The sequence below is a fragment of the Butyrivibrio fibrisolvens genome (assembly GCF_023206215.1).
Taxonomy (GTDB): domain Bacteria; phylum Bacillota; class Clostridia; order Lachnospirales; family Lachnospiraceae; genus Butyrivibrio; species Butyrivibrio fibrisolvens_C.
On the sequence record NZ_CP065800.1, the window covers coordinates 3,941,833 to 3,962,549 of the forward strand.

The window sequence follows — 20,717 nt, forward strand, 5'->3', positions numbered from 1 at the left end:
AGCCATGGCAGCACCAGCAAATCCGAAGGGACGCTTCCTTGGCTGGTGAGAAGTTTTTATACATCAATCATATGACTACGCTTTCGCTAAGTGCAAAGGAGTACAGGTACCGCTCCCTGACCTTCTTATGGGTCATCCTTTCAAGAGCTCTTGTGTAGTAATCTATCTGGACCTTGTACCTTGATAGAAGTTCAGATGCCTCCTTTACACGATCAGTCTTGTAATCTACAAGCACTATCTCATCTCCTTCTACAAACCATGCATCGATAACACCCTGTATCAGCATGATCTCGCCATCAGGAAGATCTTTAGATACTTCTGTTGCCGGGATTCCCATCATGAACTGACGCTCTCTGTATAGGTCTCCCCTGATAGAAGCCTGCCTGAATCTCTTTCCAAGTTCTGTATCAAGGAATGCCACGATATCTTTGGCATAGATGCTCTTTACTGACGGCTCGTCCATTCTTCCTTCTGACTCTTTACGTTTTAGAAAATCAAGAATGTCCGCTGCAGTAATGTCATCTTTGGCCAGTATCTCATCATCCAGAAGTTCCATAACTCTATGGTAAGCTGTTCCTCTTCCTGCTCCCGACAGCTTATCTTCGTCATCGAAACCTTTGATGAATCTTGGGACATATTCTTCTTCATCTGATCTTATGATCCTGGTATCAGGCTCTAGAGCTTCGGTATAAGCAGCTCTTTTTAGTTCAGATACTGTTGTCTTGGTATATAGCGAAGCATATTCCTTGTGACCATATTCAAAAGCAAAGTTATCTGCAAGTGCCTTGCCAAGATCCTGATCTATATCAAGAGGTGTTATGCCGCCTTCAAGTTTCTCCCTACGTATCACACTATCAACCTGGTCTTTGAGCACCATAGAGTTTAGATCACCGGAATACACAAGTTTTATCTTGGCAGGAGGAGTTATGCCTGCTGCCTCAATTGCGGTATTGCAGTTCTCTGAGTCCGTAACAGCTATCTTGTCATATCCTATAAGGCTTACGTCTACGCCAAGAGCATCTGCGACTTCCTTCATCGCAGGATGTCCTATCATAGAGCGAAGGATAAGGGTCAGATAATCTCCGGCTTTATTCCTTGCAGAATAGGGAAGGAGCTGTTCCTGATCTTTAGGTCCTTTACTAAAAGCCAGATACTGCTCATTTTGTATGAACGTATCCATTTTACCTATCTGGCCTGTTATTATAAGCTTCTCCTTGGCTCTTGTAAGTGCTACATACAAAACTCTTAACTCTTCGCCAAGGCTGTCTTTTTTCATCCTGTCAGCTATCATGATACGCCTTGGAGTTACGGACTTGACTCTTAGATCCAGATCTACTGCATTAAGGCCTATACCTACGTCCTCTTCAAGAAGTACAGGCGCATTGGTATCCTGTTTATTAAAGCCTTTGGAAGTACCTGATACGAATACTACAGGGAATTCCAGACCTTTACTCTTATGAATACTCATGATGCGCACTACATCGGCATTTTCATCTATGACATTGGCTTCGCCAAAATCCACCTCATACTTCTCGAGTTCCTCTATATAACGTATGAAGTTAAAAAGGCCCTTGAAGCTGGTATTTTCAAAAGAGGTTGCTCTTGTAAGCAGCATCTCGATATTGGCACGCCTTCTGATACCTCCCGGCATAGCTGTAACATAGTTAAGATACCCGGTAGAATCTATTATAAATTCAAGAAGTTCATGAACAGGCATATATACAGCCCTGCGCCTTAGGTCTCTTAGAGCATCAAGAAATGCATGAACTCTTATCGCCAGTTCTTTAATCTCATCCGGTACTGTATTTTCTGATCCTGTGTCCTGTCTTTTTTCAGTATCATCTTCACATCCGTCATCTTCGCTAAGCCCTGTATCACATATAAGTCCTGAAAACTTCTCTATATACACAAGATGCTCATAGAACTTATCAGGGATCTCTTCTTCCTTTTTTCTAAGGTCGCCGCATACAAAGGCTTTGATACGGGCAAGATCTTCATCAGTGAATCTTCCGATCGCAGAATGCATCACAGATGCAAGAGGTATATCCTGAAGAGGATTGTCAATAATGCGCAGGTAGTTCAGCAGTGTCGCAACTTCTATCGCTGCAAAATATCCTGTTCTTGACTCAATATATGCAGGTATACCTTCTGACTCTAAAATCTTTCTAAAAGTATCATCCCATCCAAGGGTTGCTCTTAATAGGATCACTATATCGCTATAATGAATACTTCTAAAGCCGCCGTTTCCATCAGATACATAGCCGTCTTTGATCAGTTCTTTGATCCTTCCGGCTATTACCATAGCTTCCTTTTGTCTTGGGTTAAGCTTCTGTCCGGGCCTTATAGGTTCATCTTCAAGTCCCCATATATCAGGCCCATCCTCATCTTCCGGTGCGCTATCTTCACCTGACTCGCTATCAGAGCCAGTACTAGCATCATCATCCTGAAGCAGTATTATCTCCGGAGCAAAAAAATCTTCCTCGCTAGGATCATCAGGATACGAAGCACCTGTTATGAGCATAGCATCCTCGTCATAAGAAACCTTGCCAAGGTCAGCCCCCATTATCCTTCTGAATATATAATTGACAAAATCAAGGACCCTACGCCTACTTCTAAAATTCCTGTGAAGATCTATACGCCTAAGAGACGCTGTATCTGACTTATCGTAAGTCCTGAGCTTATCCATAAAGATCTCAGGTCTTGCAAGACGGAACTTGTAGATACTCTGCTTGACATCACCTACCATAAATCTGTCATAGGTATCTTCGGTACTTCCTGCTATAGCTGATAGTATCAGTTCCTGAACAGAGTTACTGTCCTGGTACTCATCTATCAGGATCTCCCTGTAGAACTCAGCATACTGCATTGCCACATCTGTAGGCTTATTCTTCCTGGTCTCGGGATCATGGTCTATAAGGATATTCAGAGCAAAATGCTCCATATCGCCAAAGTCGATGATATTTTGTTCACGCTTTTTGTCATCAAGAGCCTGTTTAAAATCTATCGCAAGTTCAGATAAGCCTTTAAGAGCGCGTGATGCCAGCATACTTGCAGCGATTATCGTCTCTTTGTCCTGAGCAAAATATTTTTCTTTAAAAGCCTTAATGCTTTTTTTGACATCATCTCTTATCTTTTTGACCATATCTCTTTTATCAGGAGATACGCTGTCATCCTTTTTGCGAGGAAGGGTTGCAAAGGACATAGTATTCAGGGCATTTCGAAGTGATTCATAATCCATACGCTGCGCAGCATTCTGTATCATATCCTTCTCAGATTCAAGAAGCTCTTCATACATATACGGGCCATCCGGCTGATTGCAGATAATTATGCCCCTTTGGATACTAGCAGCAAGCTCGTATAGATCTGTCCTTACAGATTCTATGTACTCTGTGACCCAGTCCTTGGTATCGAAAGTCTCTTCATCTATATCATAGTCATGACTCCTGTCTCTAAGCCAGTCAACCGGCCATGGCATACTAATAGAATAGTGATACAGGCGCAGCAGCTGCTGCTCAAGACCTTTATCCCCTGATCCTTCTGAAAAATACTCAGCTGTATACATAAAATCTTCGTCAGCTTCTTCGTATTTGGCTTCAAGCAGGTCCTTCATAACACTCTCTTCGAGGAGTTTGATCTCACCTTCATCTGCAACCCTGTAGGATGGATCTATACCAATATCATTAAAATTATTCCTTATAATATACTGGCAAAAAGAGTCTATCGTAGTGATCTGCGCATTATGAATAAGTGTCTCCTGCTTCTGAAGATGGGCATCGTCAGGACTTTCAAGGAGCCTTTTGGCTATAGCTGCAGTTATCTTATCCTTCATAGAAGCTGCCGCAGCTCTAGTGAATGTAACCACCAGAAGATGATCTATATCAAGAGGTTCTTTGCCATCCTCCCCATTCGTTATTAGTTGTATTATTCTCTCAACAAGAACAGCTGTCTTACCTGATCCTGCCGCAGCAGATACCAGAATATTACAATTCCTTGCGTCTATGACCGACTGCTGTTCACTTGTAAACTTAACTTCTGCCATGTTGTCCCTCATCTTTGATAAGTGTCATAACTTCATCCTCAGATAACTTAGATAGCTCCCTGAGCTGATATCCGGGCGTTGATACATCAAAACCGCATATAGACCTGAAATTGCAATAGGTGCATGCATTCTTATTGCCAAGACTATAAGGATTGACCTCTATATCTCCGTCCAGGATTCTGCGGCCATACTCCCTTATCTTGTGCCTTACATAGGACGATACCGCCATGTATGAATCATTTTCCATTACCTGCGATGATGCATAGAAAGATCCGTCTTTTTTGAGCTTTACATGCAGGATATCTGATTCCGTAGCGCCTTGTGCTATAGACTTATCAAGAAGATCTATGACCTTCTTGTCAGCATTGATAACACCTGATGCTTTGAGCTCTTTGATGATCTTCTGATTGATCCTCTCAGGATCATTGTCTGTATCCTTGGCATCCACCAGAGGATCTGCCACATGATAGTACAATATCGCAGCAGGTACGACTTCCTTGTCAGGGTTATCGTGACGCTCCATAGCCATAGCCACGTTCATGTAGACTACAAGCTGTAACTGCAGTCCATAATACACAGAAGCTATGTCAAAAGACTTATTGCCTGATTTAAAATCTATGATCTTGATATATATATTGTCATCTTCATCAGTTGCAATATCCATACGGTCTATGCGGCCATGCAGCTGCATCTTCTGCCTGATCCTGGTCTCTTCTTCAGGAGTCAGAGCTATATTGATCTCGTCTATATTACCGGCTTCCTTGAAGTCCAGCTCGAACTTCTCAGGCTTAAAATCTCCTTTTTGCAGCTGATAGCGAAGTGTCTTGACGCTTCTAAGCAGGATACGATACATACGATCAATAGCAGCAACATTACGAGCAGATGAATACAGGACATTCTCGCCATACTCGCCTGTAACTTCCTGTATGACCTCCGACAGGATCTCCTGCCCCTGCTCATCTGTAAACTTGGTCCATTCTATGCCCTTTTCTTCAAGCCTCAAGGAAAAAAGTTCCAGAACGCTGTGGAAGACATTACCAAGGTCTGCATTGTCAAAATCATATTCACTTCTTTCATCAAGCATAAGTCCGTACTTAACAAAATGCTCGTAGCAGCAGGATGCAAATACTTCAAGTCTGCTGACAGAATTCTCAAGATAATTGCCATAAAGAGCAGATGCAAGTGCCTTGGGCAGAGGCGAATTGGTATATCTTAAAAAGGCCGCTTCATGAACCCTCTTAGCAGCGGCGGGATCATCTTTATTCAAAATATCATAGAGTGTCAGGAACTTCTTCTCCTCATCCTCCTTCATATTGCCATCTGCATACTCTCTGGCCTTCATACAGATATAGGTCCTGGCATCATTCATATTAAGGAGCTGTCTCTCTATAGGATCCGTGCCTGGCATTCTGACTTTAAGATCCGGGAACAAAGCCCTGATCTTGCCTATGATATATGCAGGATTAAGGCTCTTACCATCTGCAGATATCCCTGCATATGACATATACAGAAGCTTTGAAGGCTTAGTCAGATTCATATACAGATAGAGCCTCTGGATATACATCTGCTGCCTTGGAGACGGCGCAAGCTCTATATCCGGAACGCTTGTCATAAGGAACTGCCTGTCTATATCCGACAATATACCGCCTTCTGATGCATGCTTAGGAATATTGGTATCATTGACTCCCAGAAAAAGTAGATACTTGATATTAGAAAGACGGCTTCTCTCTATATCTCCGACTCTTACAGTATCAACATTCTGCGGGATAGTACCAACCTCTATCTCTCCAAATCCAGCATCCAGGATCTCCATATATTCTTTTAATGATATCTTCTCATCTCCAAGAAGAAGGGCAACCTGATCCAGAAGTTCCATGATCTTGCCATATATCTGGCTGTACTCATCAGCCTTGACACCATCACCCTCTATGGCAAAACGCTCTGCATATCTTAAAAGCTTGGCACCTGCATTACCTTTTTGTATAAATTCATATAGACCCTTAGACAGTTCCAGCACAGTCTTTTTATGATTGTCCATGATAGGACTTATCATATCTACAAGTTCCTGTCTCATGCGATTCATCTCATCCAGGAACAAGACCATCCTCTCATCGTCCTTAGCATCAGCCTTCCTGCGGCTTCTAGGGCGCCTTGTGAATATATCTTCCCAGGCTTTATGCCCCCTTATGCCAAGAGATCTGACATAGTTCTCAAGAAGGTCTATCTTGTCATCATCAAAATCCATCATACCGCTTCGCATGAAATGAAAGACCGTCTCATAGCTGTAATCGGTTCTGACTATATCAAGGGCGCTGCGGATGTATTCTATAAAGGGATTGAGCTTAATACCTCTGGTCTCATCAATATAAACAGGTATACCAAAAGTATCAGCATCTCTTTTGATCTTCTCACCATAAGTAGACAGATCACCACAGACTATCGCAAAATCGCGGTAGAACAGCTCAGGATCCTTCCTGATCATGCGGCTTATGAAGATAAGAGCCTGTCGCACCTCTTCAGAAGGACTGTCACACTGAGCTATAACTATACTATCTGAAACATCAGCACTATCACCATCATAAGAAGATGCTCTGTATCTGAACAGATTCTGCTCAAGAAATGCCATAGGCGCATTGCCTTTGAGCCTGTAATTAGTCCCCTTAAGGACTATATCGTCGTTGTGAAGATCCCTGTATCCCTTCCACCTGTCATAATCAGGCGTTCCCATAGGATCAAGTCTTTGAAGACATCTCCACTCACACTTAAGAAGACTCTGGACAGTTTTCTTACTCAGGTAAAAGAGCTCCTGCTCGCTTATATTATCTTTGTAAGGATCTGACTCATCATCCATCTCAAGTGATACGATAACTTCGCTAGCACATGTAAGCAGCTCTTCTATGACCCTGTACTGAATAGGAGTAAATCCCGTAAAGCCGTCAAATACGATAACGCTGTCTTTGACAAGGTTAGAAGCGGCAAGTCTCTTACACAAAAATGAGAGAGTCTCTTCGGGAGTAACGTATTTACCTTCTGTATATTCCTGAAACTTTTGATATAGCAGCTGTAGATCAGAGAGTTTACTCTTAAGAGCTCTTCTTGACTGGCAATTGTCAATCAATATCTTCATCTGATCAGGCCCTACATCATACTGCATCAGCTCTGATATTGTAGACTTGACTTCGTCTATATATCCTGCTCTGTGCATATGAGAGCCAATAACAGGAAGTTCGTCCTTATTAAGATCAGCAACATGCCTTAAGATAAGAGACTTACCTACATCATCAAGGACAGCTTCTGTGCGCCTTCCTGTCTCTTCAAATATTCTGTGGGATAGTCGTCCAAAAGATAAGACGTCAATATTCATGATGCCCTGATCGGGATGCATCCTGACGATGTCCATCTGCGTCTGCATGGTGAACTGGTCAGGCACTATGATAAGGTAGTTCCTGTCAGTATCTTTGGTACTACGATCTATGATCTCTTCATATAGTCTGTGGCTCTTACCTGAGCCTGAAGCTCCAAAGCAAAATCTAAGCATATGTCCCTCCGGGATGTAAAAAATTTTGTAACATCCCTCAAAATCCAATATCTCTATTCATTAATACTTTTACTATAGCACACTTTTAGCTATAATTATTTTATCCAAATTCTAAAAAAGGGGTATCAAGGAGGAATATAATTAATGATTTCTAAAAAGAAGTTATTGCAGGCAGTGTCTGTATCTGCTCTTAGTGCTGTTCTTGCAATAGGAGCACTTACTAATGCTGCTACTGTTAATGCTCAGGCCGGCATCAATGAACTTACAGGACTTGCTACAACAGCGCCTGAAAATCAGCGTCCTATAGCTGTCATGATCGACAATGATAAGAGGGCCAATCCTCATTATGGTCTGTCAGAAGCTGATGTTGTATATGAGATGATCAACTCAACTCACAACAACCGTGTAACACGTCTTATGGCTGTCTATAAGGATTACAACTCTGTATCAAGGATCGGTAACATCCGCTCTACAAGACCTACCAATATCATGCTGGCTGCTGAGTACAATGCAGTTCTTATTCATGATGGCGGTCCATTCTATATCTATCCATATTTTGATGCAACAGGTCTTAACCACTTATCAGGCGGATTTTCAAGAATACCTAACGGTAAGCCAAGAGAATTCACAGAATACTGCACAGCCGGTGAAGCTGCTTCCAGAATGGCCAAGGCCGGATATCCATCAGCTTATACCGCATATGAAGGACAGCACTATACATTTGGTGCCAACTCACTTGCAGATGATGCAGGAGTAGCTGTTGCTACAAACGTATCTGTACCATTTCCACACAATTCAACACAGTTCGTATACAACGCTGCAACAGGTACATATGACTATTATGAATTCGGAAGTCCTGTAGTAGACGGTGATGACAAGCAGCAGGTTACATTCACCAATGTATTCCTTCAGGACTGCGACTTCACACTTCTTGATAAGAACGGATATATGGTATATAACTGCATCGGAACCAATGTAGGCTACTACCTCACAGGCGGTATGGTAATCCCTGTAACATGGCTTAAGACATCTTATACAGGAGCTACAAAATTCTACACATTAGATGGTGCTGAGCTTGTAGTTAATCCAGGAAAGACTTATATAGCACTTGTTCCATCTGATGCTTGGGGTCAGGTTGGAATCAAATAATTATCTATATATTAAAAGTATGGGGATCATATCTGCGGATATGATCCCCTTTTTGATACAACATTACATCAACATTACGCAACATTACAACTACATTTCATTTTATCGCTCTTAAGGTATGTGTTGCTTTCCAGCTACATAACTCCTCAACCTGTGTGAATCCGGCAGCAAGAAGAGCTTCCTTTTCATGTTCAACGGTTAATGGCGTATCGTAATGATAGAATACATCATCAGGCAGATTCTGCTCTTGTCGTATTCTTAAGAGTTCTTGTCTGAAACATACTTCCTGCTCATCAAGATCAGCAAAGTAATCCGTAAGTATAAAGTAACCGTCAGGTTTAAGCGATTTTCTGAGCTTTGTATATAATGGTATTTTTTCCTCTTTTGTAAAATGATGTAGCGATTCTACCGAAACAGCTGCATCAAATATATCTGCACCAAACGAAACCTCGAAATAAGATCCACAGATAGTAGTAATGTCTTTATCCGGAAACTTAGTCTTAAGCGAATCCAGCATTGCCTTAGTCAGGTCAATTCCTGTAACTTTAGAAGAAGGATTTATGGAAAAGAATTCTTCTAATTCAAGGCCTGTGCCACATCCTAAATCCAGGACATTAGCATTTTTCTCTTTTGGTAAAAGCGATGCTGTATACTTATAAAATGAATCTGCCCCTTCAATATTGTTCTTCATATGCTCGTCATATCCATTAACGCGAGCGGTGAAGAAATCATCCATCTTTTCAAGCATTTGATATATTCTCCCCTGTAATCTCCCTACATTGAATTTTGCTTAATGCTTTCAATATCGAGTATCTTCTGAAGATCATTTCACTAGGTGTCATTTTAATCCTCAATTCTTGAATGCCTTAGATTCATTAGCCATTTCATAGAACTTTTCGTATTCGTTATAAAACAATAAATCTTTCATCTTGATCTTGTAACCTTATTATTGTAATTTCTCAGCACTCATGCAAAAAAGCGCCTCTACAGTTCCTGCCATCGTATACAATCCGGTCTGCTGCCTGCTTCAAGAAATGTGCGAATGCAGGCATATGCATCATCCGCACTTACAATAGCTGTCGCTTCGGGGCTCCACTCTTCTCCGCCAGCCATAAAGCTCACTTCTTCATGGTTGTCAGCGTTATAGGACAGCCACATTTCTCCTGCTTCATCCTGATAAAAATTTAAAGCAGCATACTCTCCGAATATCCAGACAACCAGGCAAGGATACTTATCATCAAGGCTGATCCAAATATCATTTTTATCTAGTAATTTGGATTTTACTATATCAATTGCTTCATCTACATTTTCAAAAGCGTAATCTCCATTATTAGTGCTTATTAATCCCATGCCTCTTCTATACACCTATCATAAAATCTGAATCTATTTTTATCGTATCGCTTATATGCATGCCTATGTTCTTTTACAATGTAGCTACACCAAACTTGTTTGTACATATATAACAAACAAGTTTCTCAAATGCACCTATTAGAAACTGATCTGCTCCTGACCAGCAAAAACACTGATAGCGCAGGAAGACATAACATAAAAGTTAACATTATTACTACTGCCCCTGCTGGCGTACCAGATAAAGCCGAAACAATATATCCACAGAACAGGTTAAACAAGCTATGTAGAACCATGCATGGCCAGAGTCTTCCGGTCTTTATCCTGATATATCCCCAAACCAGAGCGACAATGAAAGTTCCAAACATCTGAGGAATACCTTGGGATATAGCATGTGGAATTGCAAAAAGGATTGCTGAGATAATGATGGCTTCTTTTTTGCCAAGTATCAGAAGCCTTTCAAGAATCATTTTTCTAAAAAGAAGTTCTTCGAAAATCGGATTGAACACCAAAAGCAAAGCTGCATAGAACAACCAGTTCTTTCCAAAGAGATCTGCAGACATACTGCTGCCAACGTTTCCGCCAAGCATTCTGATAATGATGTTAATGACCGTAATAACCGGTATAGACAGTCCAAGCTGAATTATCAGGCTTTTTAGTAGTAATGCGCTAGTTACAGGGATTTCAGCCTTAGGCATTACCTTTTCCATCCTACCTGCAACCGCCAGGAATCCGGCAAGTCCCAAAGTATAAGGAGCGATCATACTGCTCAAAATCAGTATTACAATATCCGGTATTCCCTCAGGAAGCTTATGAACCAAAATTCTTGAAAACGCTATTGTGATCAAAAACCACACTGCAAGTCCCAAAGAAACTCTTAACACAGCTATACCATTCTTCATCCCACTTCTGCTCCTTTCGAAATTCCAAAAGAACATCGTTCATACGGTCTGTCCTCTCCTTACACCTTATTTCCACTTCCGTTTCTGCTAGATTTTGATTTTCCCGTACAAAGAGCTTCAATTTTCTGCCTCCATGTATCCTTTATACCTTCAAGCTGTGGGTTCATCAATAAATTATGAATAACAGGTACATTTATGTGAATAATATGCCAAAATTTCAGTATTATCCGAATCCTGCATAAGGGATGCCACCTATCAAGCATTCCGCTGCATCTTCAATATCTCAAGAGATCTTTGTCCTTGGCAAGTTGTATAGCATCATCAATCATCTCATTACCTGCATGATCAGAATAGTTTAGATGATCTTTAATCCCATTAACTGCTACCAGCTCTCTCCCATAAATTTTTCCTGTAGCCGGATCAACATGGCTATCATAAATATCTTTTATCTTCGCTATCATTCTTACCTGAGCATACTTATCTGAGTTTTCCTCCACCAATAAATACCCGAGGTAATGGATATCTTCCAATTCAATATTTAATTCTTCAATATATTCCCGTTTCAATGTCTCTTCAAAGGATTCTGTATTTTCAGGCTTTCCACCAGTCAATTTGTATTTCCCATCCTCAATTCTCAAAACGACTCGATTGTCAGCTGAAAATGCTATTCCATAGACTTGTTTTACTGGTAACTGTTTAGGAACAGAATCTTTGAACCATGTAAATTTAACCATAATGCCATCCCCACAAATACGATTAACAATGGGCAGGTGACTTTGAATATAATTTACCACTCCCCTGTCCCAAAGAGACCATGATCGACTATTAAGCTGTAATATCCTCTCCTAAAAGGAAATCATATCGATAATCGAATTTTTACAAAGACTGTGTTCAAATTCGATTCATATTTATGATGCAATAATTGCACTTTAATGCCAAGAGCAGGTGCAATTATTGCAAAACGCTTCTTATGTTTGACTATCTTTTCCAATAAACCAGTAACATATAAAGATGTAAAGCGAGAAATGCCGTATTATAGCACCGGACAAGGTGTGTCTAGTCTAGTAATTTCAAGTCTACGGATTATTATATACATATAAAAAGTAGCGTACAATCCGTAATTTGAATCATACGCTGCCCCAAATGCATTCCTTTTTGTTTTGTTCTTAAACGCAGTCAAAGATTCCTTGAATAGCATCTGTTATATTTATTATGTCAGGATAATGTATCCTATCTATCTTTAAATATCCTCTAATGTTCATATCAAGAAGTGCCATTTTTTCACAATGCACATATCCTTCAACATCATCTGTCTTGATATATATGTGAAGTGGCCCTGCTTCTCCTTTTTCGAAAATAGGACAACCAATTATCTCATATGACTGATTAAAAAAATCCTTACTTACAACAAGAACCGGCTTCTTGATATGCTCAATCCTAAGTATATCTCCCTGATGTAACTCTTCCTTCATTACCAAAACTCTCTTCCTACCGGTTCACCCCAGTCAAATTCGCCATTCAAATGGAGCTTCCCACCATATTTAGCAGCACGCTCTTCTAATGATTTATGTCTAAATGGTTTGACAAGCATAATCATACCGTTAGATACCTTTACATCAAGGATATCATCAACTGAAAATGCAGCTTCTTGAAGTACTTCTTTCGGTATTCTAATTCCCTGACTATTGCCCCATGTTTTTATTTGAGCTTGCATATGCAATACCTCCTTTGTATATACATTGTATATCCTTAAGGCAAAAAACAATTTATTCGCCAGCGCTATTCAAAAATGCGATTATATCATTGATTCCTTTAACAGCTTGTTCGTCATCCAATGCAGGAACCAAATTAGTGTTATGGATGTACACCACATTATGAATATCAAAGCATTTCATGTGGTGTAAAAGAGTGCAAGCCGTCTCATATGCCTTTTCTATTTTTCCGTCACCACCACCTACCAAAACTACAGCGCCCTTTTTAGGTTTGATGCTCAGTTCTTCCTTACGAAAATACTCTCCGCAAAAATAAGTCTGTAACCTACTTCCTATATCAAGTAATTTACCTGTCAATTCAGAAAAATAGATGGGTGAGGCAATAATGACATTATCGCATTCCTCTATATACTTATATACATCCTGCATTTCATCATTTATTGTGCATCCACTATTTTTCCAACAATGACGGCAATCTATACAAGGAGAAATATCACAATAATAAGCATTTACTATTTTAGTATCGCCTTTTAATCCTGATGTGATTAAATTTATTAAGCTTACTGTATCTCCTGAAACACGCGGAGATCCATTTAGGATCAACGTTTTCAACTTTAACTCCTTTATTTGTTTAGTAAGTTATTCTGTCTGCAGCTTTATTAAAGCCGTTCTCTTATCTCAGTGAAGCCTCACACTAAAGTCGCGTGCTTCCATACCCGTTTATCTGAGGTATGAACTCATTGACTACATATACGGTCTGGCACCGAAACATCACGCCTCAGCGTGAAGTTCTGCATCCAGACTAATCAACGTAGACAACGTGCATGTGCTCCTATACACGGCCTCTGGAACTTTAGCCAAAAGCCGCTGCCTTTTCGTCGCCGAAAAGGTCTTTATTATCTCACGTATAAAATATCTTGCTCCTATATTGTAGGTTGCATTCAGATCACAGTTATATATCTTTCCTGTGCTGAACTCACACAGACTGTAATTACCTTTTGTTTTAGATGATTCTTTTCCTCGTAATACTTTTCCTGAGCCATCGAATGCAAGTCTTGATGTTCCCCATGCGTTCACCCTTGATATTCGCATGCCAAGTCTGTGTGCCTTGTCAGTTACCATCGACTGTACATAGCGGGCTTTCCACATATGAAGTCTCATCTTCTTTGATCCCCGTTTACGTCCATTAAGATCCAGATGCTCAAAAACTATTGTATCTGCCTTATATTCTACTGCTGTATCAACAATGAACTTTACTGTCTTGACTGCTATGTCATCATTGACACCACGAGCAAGCCTCCAGAGTTTGGAGACTTTTTGTGAACCATGACGCTGTGCCATTTTGATGCGATCAGTCTTACGCTTTAGAGAGTCGTATTCTCTTGGAAGACGAAGGAACCGTCTTCCAAGGACCGTGCCATCCGCACGCATTACTGAGCATGTACAGGCATTATTTATTCCAAGGTCTACAGATAGTATTGTCTGATCAAAGATGTCTGTATCACTAAGTTTTACTTTTTCCTCAAATGCAAAATCAAGAAACCACTGCTTGCCACGCTTTTGCAATGTCGGCACACATTCTTTTCTCAAAAAGCAGTGTTTCATGATATAGTCTACATCTGTCTTACGGAGTGCTACCGTGATCCAGTCCCAGGTATTGTTATAAAAGACCTTAAGCTTTGCATGAAGTTCATCAAGTCTGTTAAATGTATTCCCTTTATACATGGCTGGATATATGTATCCTGACTTTGGTAATGATGGTGCCTCTCCTCTTTGACGAGGATCAAGGATCTCCCAGTTTTTTAGATTTGACTTATATGAACAGACTTTCCCATAGCCTTCCGCAATGGCTGCCCTTCTTAAGTATGATGGAAATTTATAAAAATCCATACCAAAATCATACTTTACGACAGGTCTTTTCTTTGATGTTACGCTATAGCTTTCAGCAAGACTCACAACCTTATTCTGATTGGGGCATAACAAAAAGCTGTCCCATTCATTAAGGATGACATCAATATAAAAGTCTACAGCTCTGCGATAGAGTCTGATCGTGTCTTTAAATATATGATTGTATTCTTTTATCTTTACTGAATAAGTTGACATGATCTTCATATCGCAGAACCTCCTTTCTTTTAACGCGTTTTCTGTGAATCTATGTACTGCTTCACCTGATCATAGCTTCTGTCACTGGCCGTAACAATACAATAGGACGGATTCCAAAGATGTCCGCCCCATAACTGTTTCTTTAACTCAGGATGTTTCATAAACAACCATCGTGCGGTATTTCCTTTTAATATCTTGATCATATCTGATGGGAAAAACTGCGGTTTGCAATCGACAAGAATATGAATATGATCTGGCATAACTTCCATGGCCATGATTGAAAAAGAATATTCCTTTGCAAGATCGTTAAGATAATCTTTGATCTCGTTATCTATCCCGTCCAAAAGAACCTTTTTTCTAAACTTGGTACACCATACTATGTGATACTGCAAAGAATAAACATATCCTCTACCATATGTAAGATTAGATATATTAGTAGTATATATTATTTTGTCCATGAATACATTATACCATATGCTCTGATAAAATAAAAGGTGCGACGGCTAACTCACGACTAAAGTCACGAGAATGCGCCGCCGCAATTTTCAAAAAATATTTATAACCACATCTAAATCTCCAACTATTCTAAAAGTATAGTCATATTAAAACTCAGTCAATTTTGACGTTCTATGTCCATTCTCATCGAAGCCACTAGAATGCACCATTCCTGGGCCATGCATAAGTATAACAGGTGGGATACCAAGAGCCTTCCCCAGACTTTTAATATCACCTGCCGTGGGTTTTTGTATACCTTTTTCATACTTTTCCAAAGCCTCGATATTAATACCTGTTTTTTCAGAAACATCGGTCATCGATAACCCTAAAGCTTTTCGCTTATCCGATATCAATTTAGCAAAAGAATTCAGATCCATATCGCCCCTTACTTTCTTCCGTACCTTGAAGTACATCCTGTAATTCCCATCATTCCTTGATATTTCCCTTTCTTATTTGCTCCTGGATAATCTTATCGACAACTTCCTGATACAGTTTCTCAGAACCGAGTTTGGTCTTACTCTGTCGACCATAGACCTGGCTGGAAGTAACGCCATGTTCTTTCCAGTCTGAGCCTCCGTTACTGTTGTTAAGGATCAGTGGCTGAAGATTATCCATGGCATGGGCATATTTTGACTCCGGCGTCTCATATGCTTCAAACTCATCAAAAAGAGCTATCAAATCTGCTTTCTGGTCTTCCGGTAGAAGTGAGAAGATTCTTTCTTTTGCCCTATCTTCACGCTCTTTCTGAGTCTTAAGACCGTCTGCATCATAAGCGTAAGTATCTCCGGCATCGATTTCTACCACATCATGGATCAGGCACATAAGCATGACTTTTGCGATGTCTACAGGCTCATTAGAATACTCTTTTAATAGATACGCCATCAGCGCCATATGCCAGGCATGCTCTGCGTCGTTCTCGTTTCTGCCATGGCCTGAAAGATGGGTCTGTCTAAAAATATTCTTTTCCTTATCAACTTCTAATGCAAAATCCAGCTGTTTCCTAAGTCTCTCATCCATCTTATTCACCTACTATTAGTATTGTCATAGTCTCAAGCTCTTTTACCAATGTTGGGTTCTTGCCTTCTCTAGTCTCTCTAACTCTGTCACATACAAAACACATAAGTTATCTCTCCATCATTCCAAGTGCTTCGTCCAAAGAAACGCAATCTGCAAATCTCTTCAGCCAAATCATTTCGTTGTAATACTTGTAGGTTGTCTCACCGTCCATATAATCGTTATTAAAAGTTGAGTTCGTACCTTCCGGTATTATGACTTTATAACCTCTTTCAAAGGCAGATTTCACTGATGCATCAATGCATAAATTCGTCTGAAGTCCTACGATCATCAGCGTTTTGTCAGCCTGCTCATCAAGATATCCTGCAAGTTCTTTATTACCAAAGCAGCTATTAATTTCTTTAGTATATATCTTCTCTGCCACTCAAAATGTGTTTAAATATACTTAACACATCGAGAAATTGAAGCCCTCACGGGTACTTCTTACTGCTTCAACGTGTATGCTTTGGCGATTGCAAGCAATACGCTACTCACAAGTTCTTGTACACTCCACAGTCGTAAATTCCTGCGATAGCCCACAGTACATACTTACGTTTGCTTTAGTTATGCAATTTCGTAAGTTTTGGCATCTCTAAGATTTAGGCTTGCATTAAAATCTCTATCTTCAACATAACCGCAGTCACATCGATAAATTCTATCTGAAAGTTTTAAATCTTTCTTGATATTACCGCAGCAATGGCATATTTTTGATGATGGATACCATCTGTCTACAATCCTAAGTTCAATACCGTTATCATCACATTTTGTTTTTAGTTTAGTTCTAAATTCATAAAACTTCTGCGATGCAACAGCTTTTGAAAGATGCCTGTTCTTCATCATTCCCGACACATTCAAGTCCTCAATAGTTATATAAGACGGCTTGGTTTTCACTATCTCAGCTATTGTCTTATTGATGTAATCCGTACGGATATTGTCTATCCTATGATGGATTTTCTGTACTTTGAGCTTTTGTTTTTGTATATTTTTTTGAGTGGACTCTCCTTTCTTTAAATTTCCATACTTACGAGAGAGACATTTTTGTTCTCTACGCAATTGTTTTTCTAATTTCCTTAATCTTGTTGATTTGTTGATATTCTTATATGTCTTACCGTTAGAGACAATCGCCAAATCTTTTAAGCCTAAGTCAATCCCTATGCCATCATTGCTATTATTGGCAATCTTGACATTAGGAATTTCAACAAGAACTGATACGTAGTATCTACCTGCTCTAATGGACACTGTACCGCTTTTAATTTTCCATCCGTCTTTAGTTGTAGGTAAATAGCCCTTTTCTTTAAGACGTACCCAACCTAAAGTCGGTATGTTTAGTCTATGTCTTTCGCAGCAACAATCCTTTGGGTTGTTCTTTACAAAATACATTTTTACATCTGACTTGCCTTTCTTTTTGAAATTTGGAAAAGCACTCTGATGTTTGAAAAACCTTGTAAAAGCAGTGTATCCATCTTCAATAGATTTCTTTACTGCTTTTGAATATGCTTCCTTAATCCATACTTTGTCAGGGTTATTAGGAATATATTCATTATTAAGCCACACACTAAAACTCTTGCCTGTCATGAACTTCTCACCCTTGTCATGTAAGCTTTTGTTATGACCAAGATAGAAGTTGTAGACATATCTACAAGTACCAATAGTCTTATTGATTTTAACTTTTTGCTCGGCTGTCGGATTAATTTCCGTCTTGAAGCTCTTTAACAATTTCCTCATCCCTTTCTATTTGTTTTTTATACTTGCGAAGTCCATACAACCTACAAGAAAACACATGGAGTATTGAAACAATATCCTGTACTAGTTCTTCTTGTGGTGATAGATCTTCATTGTTTACTACCATTATGGTCGTATTGAACTTCATACAGAATTTTTCAAACCAATCATAGCCAAAACGGATAAATCTGTCTTTATGCGTTACTATGATAGTTTTGATTTTTTGTTCCATGACTTCATCTAATAGTTCATTCCACTTTTTACGGTTGTAATTTAGACCACTTCCATAATCTTCAATACATTGGTCTACAATAATACCTCTAGCATTGCAAAACTGCCGTAAAAAAGATACCTGATTATGTAAGTCATCTTTTTGATTTCTTGTAGACACTCTGGCATAAATAACAATCTGACGATTATCATTTTCTGTGTTTATACCTTTAAACTGAAGATATTGGTCATAAGTATAATAACGCCTATCAGTTGGAGTTCGGTTCGCCTTTAGAGTTCCTTCCCTATCCCATCGCTGCAATGTCTTAACGGAAACACCCAATAGTTCGGCAAAATCTTTTGGCTTGTAATTTGTGATATTTGATGTGTTCATAATAACTTACTCCTTCGAGCACATTTAAACACATTTAATCACATTAGTCAATATCTTAGGCTACTTAACATTTCTTCTCCAGCTTTACTAATAGTTCATCCCTGTATCTTATTCATTCGTGCATATATTCCTCCAAGTGCCACGAGTTCTTCGTGAGTTCCTCTTTCTGCTATATGACCGTTTTCAATGACAAGGATAAGATCCGCATTACGGATAGTTGACAGCCTGTGTGCAATTGCAACGATCGTACGCTTACCTGTAATGTTGTTAATCGCTTCCTGAATCTGTTTCTCCGTCTCAACATCGACAGATGCTGTAGCTTCATCAAGTACTATTATAGGGGACTTGCGAAGTATAGCTCTTGAAATAGCTACTCTTTGCTTCTGGCCGCCCGAAAGTCTAAGACCTCTTTCGCCGACCAGCGTATCATAGCCATCAGGCATATTCATGATATCCTTATGAATATTGGCAGCCTTAGCCGCTTCTATGATCTCATCCATGTCTGCATCAGGAACTGCATAGCCGATATTCTCAGCAATAGTTCCATTAAAAAGGAATGTGTCCTGGAGAACAGGCGAGATATTCTGCCTGAGACTTTCTATAGTAATATCATTAATATCATTACCATCAATATATATGTGCCCATTGGTAGGTTCATAAAATCTTGATATAAGCTTTGTCATAGTAGTCTTACCAACTCCGGTAGGACCTACAAGAGCCAGCATCTTACCAGGCTCGCATTCAAAAGAGATATCATCAAGGATCTTACCACCAGTCTCATACGAAAAGCTCACATTCTCAAACCTGATCTCACCCTTTACATTTTTTAACGCAAGAGCCCCTTCCTTGTCCTTGATCTCGCAAGGCGCATCAAGGATCGTGATAACTCGCTCAGCGCCTGCCATAGACTGTTGCATATTCTCAAGAAGGTTGGCAAGCCCTGTGATAGGAGCATAGAATAATCCAAGATACAGAAGGAATGCAACCACGTCCTCGACTCTAAGACTTTCTTTCCATGCAAGGTAGCCGCCAAAAGCGACAACAAGTATCGTACCTATAGAAGATATAAATTCAACGCAAGGATGAAATACAGCACTGATCTTAAGCGCCTTAAGCATAGCTTTTACGTGCTCGAAGTTCTTCTCATCAACCTGCTGCGTCTCATATTCTTCTCTGCCAAAAGACTGTATCTCCTGAAGACCAGACAAGTTATCCTGAAGCTTACCGTTAAGTTCGCCCATTTTCTTCTGCGATGCCCTGAAGAAGGGTCTTACTTTTTTGGAAAAAATAATTCCGGATACAAAAATAAGTGGAATCGGCGCACATGTAATAAGAGCAAGCTTCACATTGATAGTAAGAAGCATTACGAGAACGCCGATGAAAGTCACAATGTTAGTGATAGTCTCCGGGATCATATGAGCATATAAAAGTTCAAAATCCCTTGTATCATTAACTATACGGCTCATCAGATCTCCAGTCTGCTTATCATGGAAATATCCGATGTGCATGCGTTCAAGCTTATCATAAGTACGGGTTCTGAGATCTCCCACAAGGTACCATGCCGCTTTGTGAGCAAGATAATTACTAAGGAATCTGAAAAGGATCCTTCCAAGATAAAGTCCAATAAGAACGGCCGTAAGTATCCATATTCTCTTCATCCCGTTTTCATCAACGCCGTTACTTACAATTCCTGTCATCTCTGACAGAGCCTTGGGCGCTGCAAGATTGATAACAGTAAGCATCAGGGTTGAAAAGATTGCGATCACATATAATAATCTGTATCTTACTGCCTCTTTACTCAGCCTCAATAGCAATTTCATAAACAGTCCCCCCCGTATCCTGGTAAAAAAGCGCAGTGCGCCAATTTTCTGATAATTATATATCAAAAAAGAATAGTGCACAATTCAATCACCAAAACTGAGCACAATTCTATAAATTTTGAGAATATTCATCTGGCATTACTTAAATAAAAAAGGCAGAAGAGCCTTTATCTAAGCACACTTAATAATCAGAGATAGCAAAAAATGACTAAAATTCCTCAACAAATAGTAAG

General features: G+C 39.7%; 18 protein-coding genes. 1 reads left to right on the forward strand and 17 read right to left on the reverse strand.

Translation table 11 applies throughout. The annotated features are described in order from the left end of the window. Positions 1-67 precede the first annotated feature (67 nt). On the reverse strand, positions 68-4,039 hold the full coding sequence (gene addA, locus I7804_RS16545) for a helicase-exonuclease AddAB subunit AddA (protein ID WP_248404219.1): 3,972 nt from the start codon (positions 4,037-4,039) through the stop codon (positions 68-70). Continuing rightward, complete coding sequence (locus tag I7804_RS16550; RefSeq protein ID WP_248404220.1) at positions 4,026-7,577, reverse strand: PD-(D/E)XK nuclease family protein; 3,552 nt, start codon at positions 7,575-7,577, stop codon at positions 4,026-4,028. The genes addA and I7804_RS16550 overlap by 14 nt, the downstream gene beginning before the upstream one ends. 144 nt (positions 7,578-7,721) lie before the next feature. Between I7804_RS16550 and I7804_RS16555 the strand changes: the two genes are divergently transcribed. Beyond that, positions 7,722-8,726 carry a DUF3048 domain-containing protein gene (locus tag I7804_RS16555; RefSeq protein WP_022754602.1) on the forward strand — a complete coding sequence of 335 codons (1,005 nt, stop codon included), beginning with the start codon at positions 7,722-7,724 and terminating at the stop codon, positions 8,724-8,726. Positions 8,727-8,823: 97 nt separating this feature from the next. On the opposite strand, the gene I7804_RS16560 is transcribed toward I7804_RS16555, so the two are convergent. The 15 genes from I7804_RS16560 to I7804_RS16630 form a co-directional block, all read right to left on the reverse strand. Then, the gene (locus tag I7804_RS16560; RefSeq protein WP_248404221.1) at positions 8,824-9,474 is read right to left on the reverse strand and encodes a class I SAM-dependent methyltransferase; all 651 of its coding nucleotides are present in this window, start codon (positions 9,472-9,474) and stop codon (positions 8,824-8,826) included. A 236-nt stretch (positions 9,475-9,710) separates the two neighbouring features. Further along, positions 9,711-10,076 (reverse strand): Imm1 family immunity protein, encoded by a 366-nt coding sequence (locus I7804_RS16565; protein ID WP_248404222.1) that lies wholly within the window; start codon positions 10,074-10,076, stop codon positions 9,711-9,713. Between the two features lie 125 nt (positions 10,077-10,201). Further along, positions 10,202-10,975 carry a CPBP family intramembrane glutamic endopeptidase gene (locus tag I7804_RS16570; protein ID WP_248404223.1) on the reverse strand — a complete coding sequence of 258 codons (774 nt, stop codon included), beginning with the start codon at positions 10,973-10,975 and terminating at the stop codon, positions 10,202-10,204. 275 nt (positions 10,976-11,250) lie between these two features. Next, positions 11,251-11,709 (reverse strand): NUDIX domain-containing protein, encoded by a 459-nt coding sequence (locus tag I7804_RS16575; RefSeq protein ID WP_051212981.1) that lies wholly within the window; start codon positions 11,707-11,709, stop codon positions 11,251-11,253. Between the two features lie 432 nt (positions 11,710-12,141). Continuing rightward, positions 12,142-12,447, reverse strand: a complete 306-nt coding sequence (locus I7804_RS16580) for a type II toxin-antitoxin system PemK/MazF family toxin (protein ID WP_248404224.1) — start codon at positions 12,445-12,447, stop codon at positions 12,142-12,144. Next, positions 12,447-12,689, reverse strand: a complete 243-nt coding sequence (locus I7804_RS16585) for an AbrB/MazE/SpoVT family DNA-binding domain-containing protein (protein WP_248404225.1) — start codon at positions 12,687-12,689, stop codon at positions 12,447-12,449. Before I7804_RS16585 ends, I7804_RS16580 begins: the two co-directional genes overlap by 1 nt. A gap of 52 nt (positions 12,690-12,741) precedes the next feature. Next, entirely contained in the window at positions 12,742-13,299 is a 558-nt protein-coding gene (locus I7804_RS16590) for a flavodoxin family protein (protein WP_248404226.1), read from the reverse strand. Positions 13,300-13,458: 159 nt separating this feature from the next. Continuing rightward, positions 13,459-14,799, reverse strand: a complete 1,341-nt coding sequence (locus tag I7804_RS16595) for an IS200/IS605 family accessory protein TnpB-related protein (protein WP_248404227.1) — start codon at positions 14,797-14,799, stop codon at positions 13,459-13,461. Positions 14,800-14,819: 20 nt separating this feature from the next. Then, positions 14,820-15,248 carry an IS200/IS605 family transposase gene (tnpA, locus tag I7804_RS16600; protein WP_034490426.1) on the reverse strand — a complete coding sequence of 143 codons (429 nt, stop codon included), beginning with the start codon at positions 15,246-15,248 and terminating at the stop codon, positions 14,820-14,822. Between the two features lie 144 nt (positions 15,249-15,392). Continuing rightward, on the reverse strand, positions 15,393-15,662 hold the full coding sequence (locus I7804_RS16605) for a helix-turn-helix domain-containing protein (RefSeq protein WP_248404228.1): 270 nt from the start codon (positions 15,660-15,662) through the stop codon (positions 15,393-15,395). Positions 15,663-15,711: 49 nt separating this feature from the next. Beyond that, a complete protein-coding gene (locus tag I7804_RS16610) occupies positions 15,712-16,302 on the reverse strand; it encodes an HD domain-containing protein (protein ID WP_248404229.1) in 591 nt (196 codons plus the stop codon). Between the two features lie 106 nt (positions 16,303-16,408). Continuing rightward, entirely contained in the window at positions 16,409-16,723 is a 315-nt protein-coding gene (locus I7804_RS16615) for an isochorismatase family protein (protein ID WP_248404230.1), read from the reverse strand. Positions 16,724-16,902: 179 nt separating this feature from the next. Next, positions 16,903-18,063 carry an RNA-guided endonuclease InsQ/TnpB family protein gene (locus I7804_RS16620; protein ID WP_248404231.1) on the reverse strand — a complete coding sequence of 387 codons (1,161 nt, stop codon included), beginning with the start codon at positions 18,061-18,063 and terminating at the stop codon, positions 16,903-16,905. After that, positions 18,026-18,649, reverse strand: a complete 624-nt coding sequence (locus tag I7804_RS16625) for an IS607 family transposase (RefSeq protein ID WP_248405985.1) — start codon at positions 18,647-18,649, stop codon at positions 18,026-18,028. Before I7804_RS16625 ends, I7804_RS16620 begins: the two co-directional genes overlap by 38 nt. A 110-nt stretch (positions 18,650-18,759) precedes the next feature. After that, positions 18,760-20,484, reverse strand: coding sequence for an ABC transporter ATP-binding protein (locus I7804_RS16630; RefSeq protein ID WP_248404232.1), 1,725 nt, complete (start codon positions 20,482-20,484; stop codon positions 18,760-18,762). Positions 20,485-20,717 lie beyond the last annotated feature (233 nt).

What these genes read in the sequence shown, in the direction of transcription:
- addA (WP_248404219.1), bottom strand. Translation starts at nt 4,039, where the DNA reads ATGGCAGAAGTTAAGTTTACAAGTGAACAGCAGTCGGTCATAGACGCA.
- I7804_RS16550 (WP_248404220.1), bottom strand. Translation starts at nt 7,577, where the DNA reads ATGCTTAGATTTTGCTTTGGAGCTTCAGGCTCAGGTAAGAGCCACAGA.
- I7804_RS16555 (WP_022754602.1), top strand. Translation starts at nt 7,722, where the DNA reads ATGATTTCTAAAAAGAAGTTATTGCAGGCAGTGTCTGTATCTGCTCTT.
- I7804_RS16560 (WP_248404221.1), bottom strand. Translation starts at nt 9,474, where the DNA reads ATGCTTGAAAAGATGGATGATTTCTTCACCGCTCGCGTTAATGGATAT.
- I7804_RS16565 (WP_248404222.1), bottom strand. Translation starts at nt 10,076, where the DNA reads ATGGGATTAATAAGCACTAATAATGGAGATTACGCTTTTGAAAATGTA.
- I7804_RS16570 (WP_248404223.1), bottom strand. Translation starts at nt 10,975, where the DNA reads ATGAAGAATGGTATAGCTGTGTTAAGAGTTTCTTTGGGACTTGCAGTG.
- I7804_RS16575 (WP_051212981.1), bottom strand. Translation starts at nt 11,709, where the DNA reads ATGGTTAAATTTACATGGTTCAAAGATTCTGTTCCTAAACAGTTACCA.
- I7804_RS16580 (WP_248404224.1), bottom strand. Translation starts at nt 12,447, where the DNA reads ATGAAGGAAGAGTTACATCAGGGAGATATACTTAGGATTGAGCATATC.
- I7804_RS16585 (WP_248404225.1), bottom strand. Translation starts at nt 12,689, where the DNA reads ATGCAAGCTCAAATAAAAACATGGGGCAATAGTCAGGGAATTAGAATA.
- I7804_RS16595 (WP_248404227.1), bottom strand. Translation starts at nt 14,799, where the DNA reads ATGAAGATCATGTCAACTTATTCAGTAAAGATAAAAGAATACAATCAT.
- tnpA (WP_034490426.1), bottom strand. Translation starts at nt 15,248, where the DNA reads ATGGACAAAATAATATATACTACTAATATATCTAATCTTACATATGGT.
- I7804_RS16605 (WP_248404228.1), bottom strand. Translation starts at nt 15,662, where the DNA reads ATGGATCTGAATTCTTTTGCTAAATTGATATCGGATAAGCGAAAAGCT.
- I7804_RS16610 (WP_248404229.1), bottom strand. Translation starts at nt 16,302, where the DNA reads ATGGATGAGAGACTTAGGAAACAGCTGGATTTTGCATTAGAAGTTGAT.
- I7804_RS16620 (WP_248404231.1), bottom strand. Translation starts at nt 18,063, where the DNA reads ATGAGGAAATTGTTAAAGAGCTTCAAGACGGAAATTAATCCGACAGCC.
- I7804_RS16630 (WP_248404232.1), bottom strand. Translation starts at nt 20,484, where the DNA reads ATGAAATTGCTATTGAGGCTGAGTAAAGAGGCAGTAAGATACAGATTA.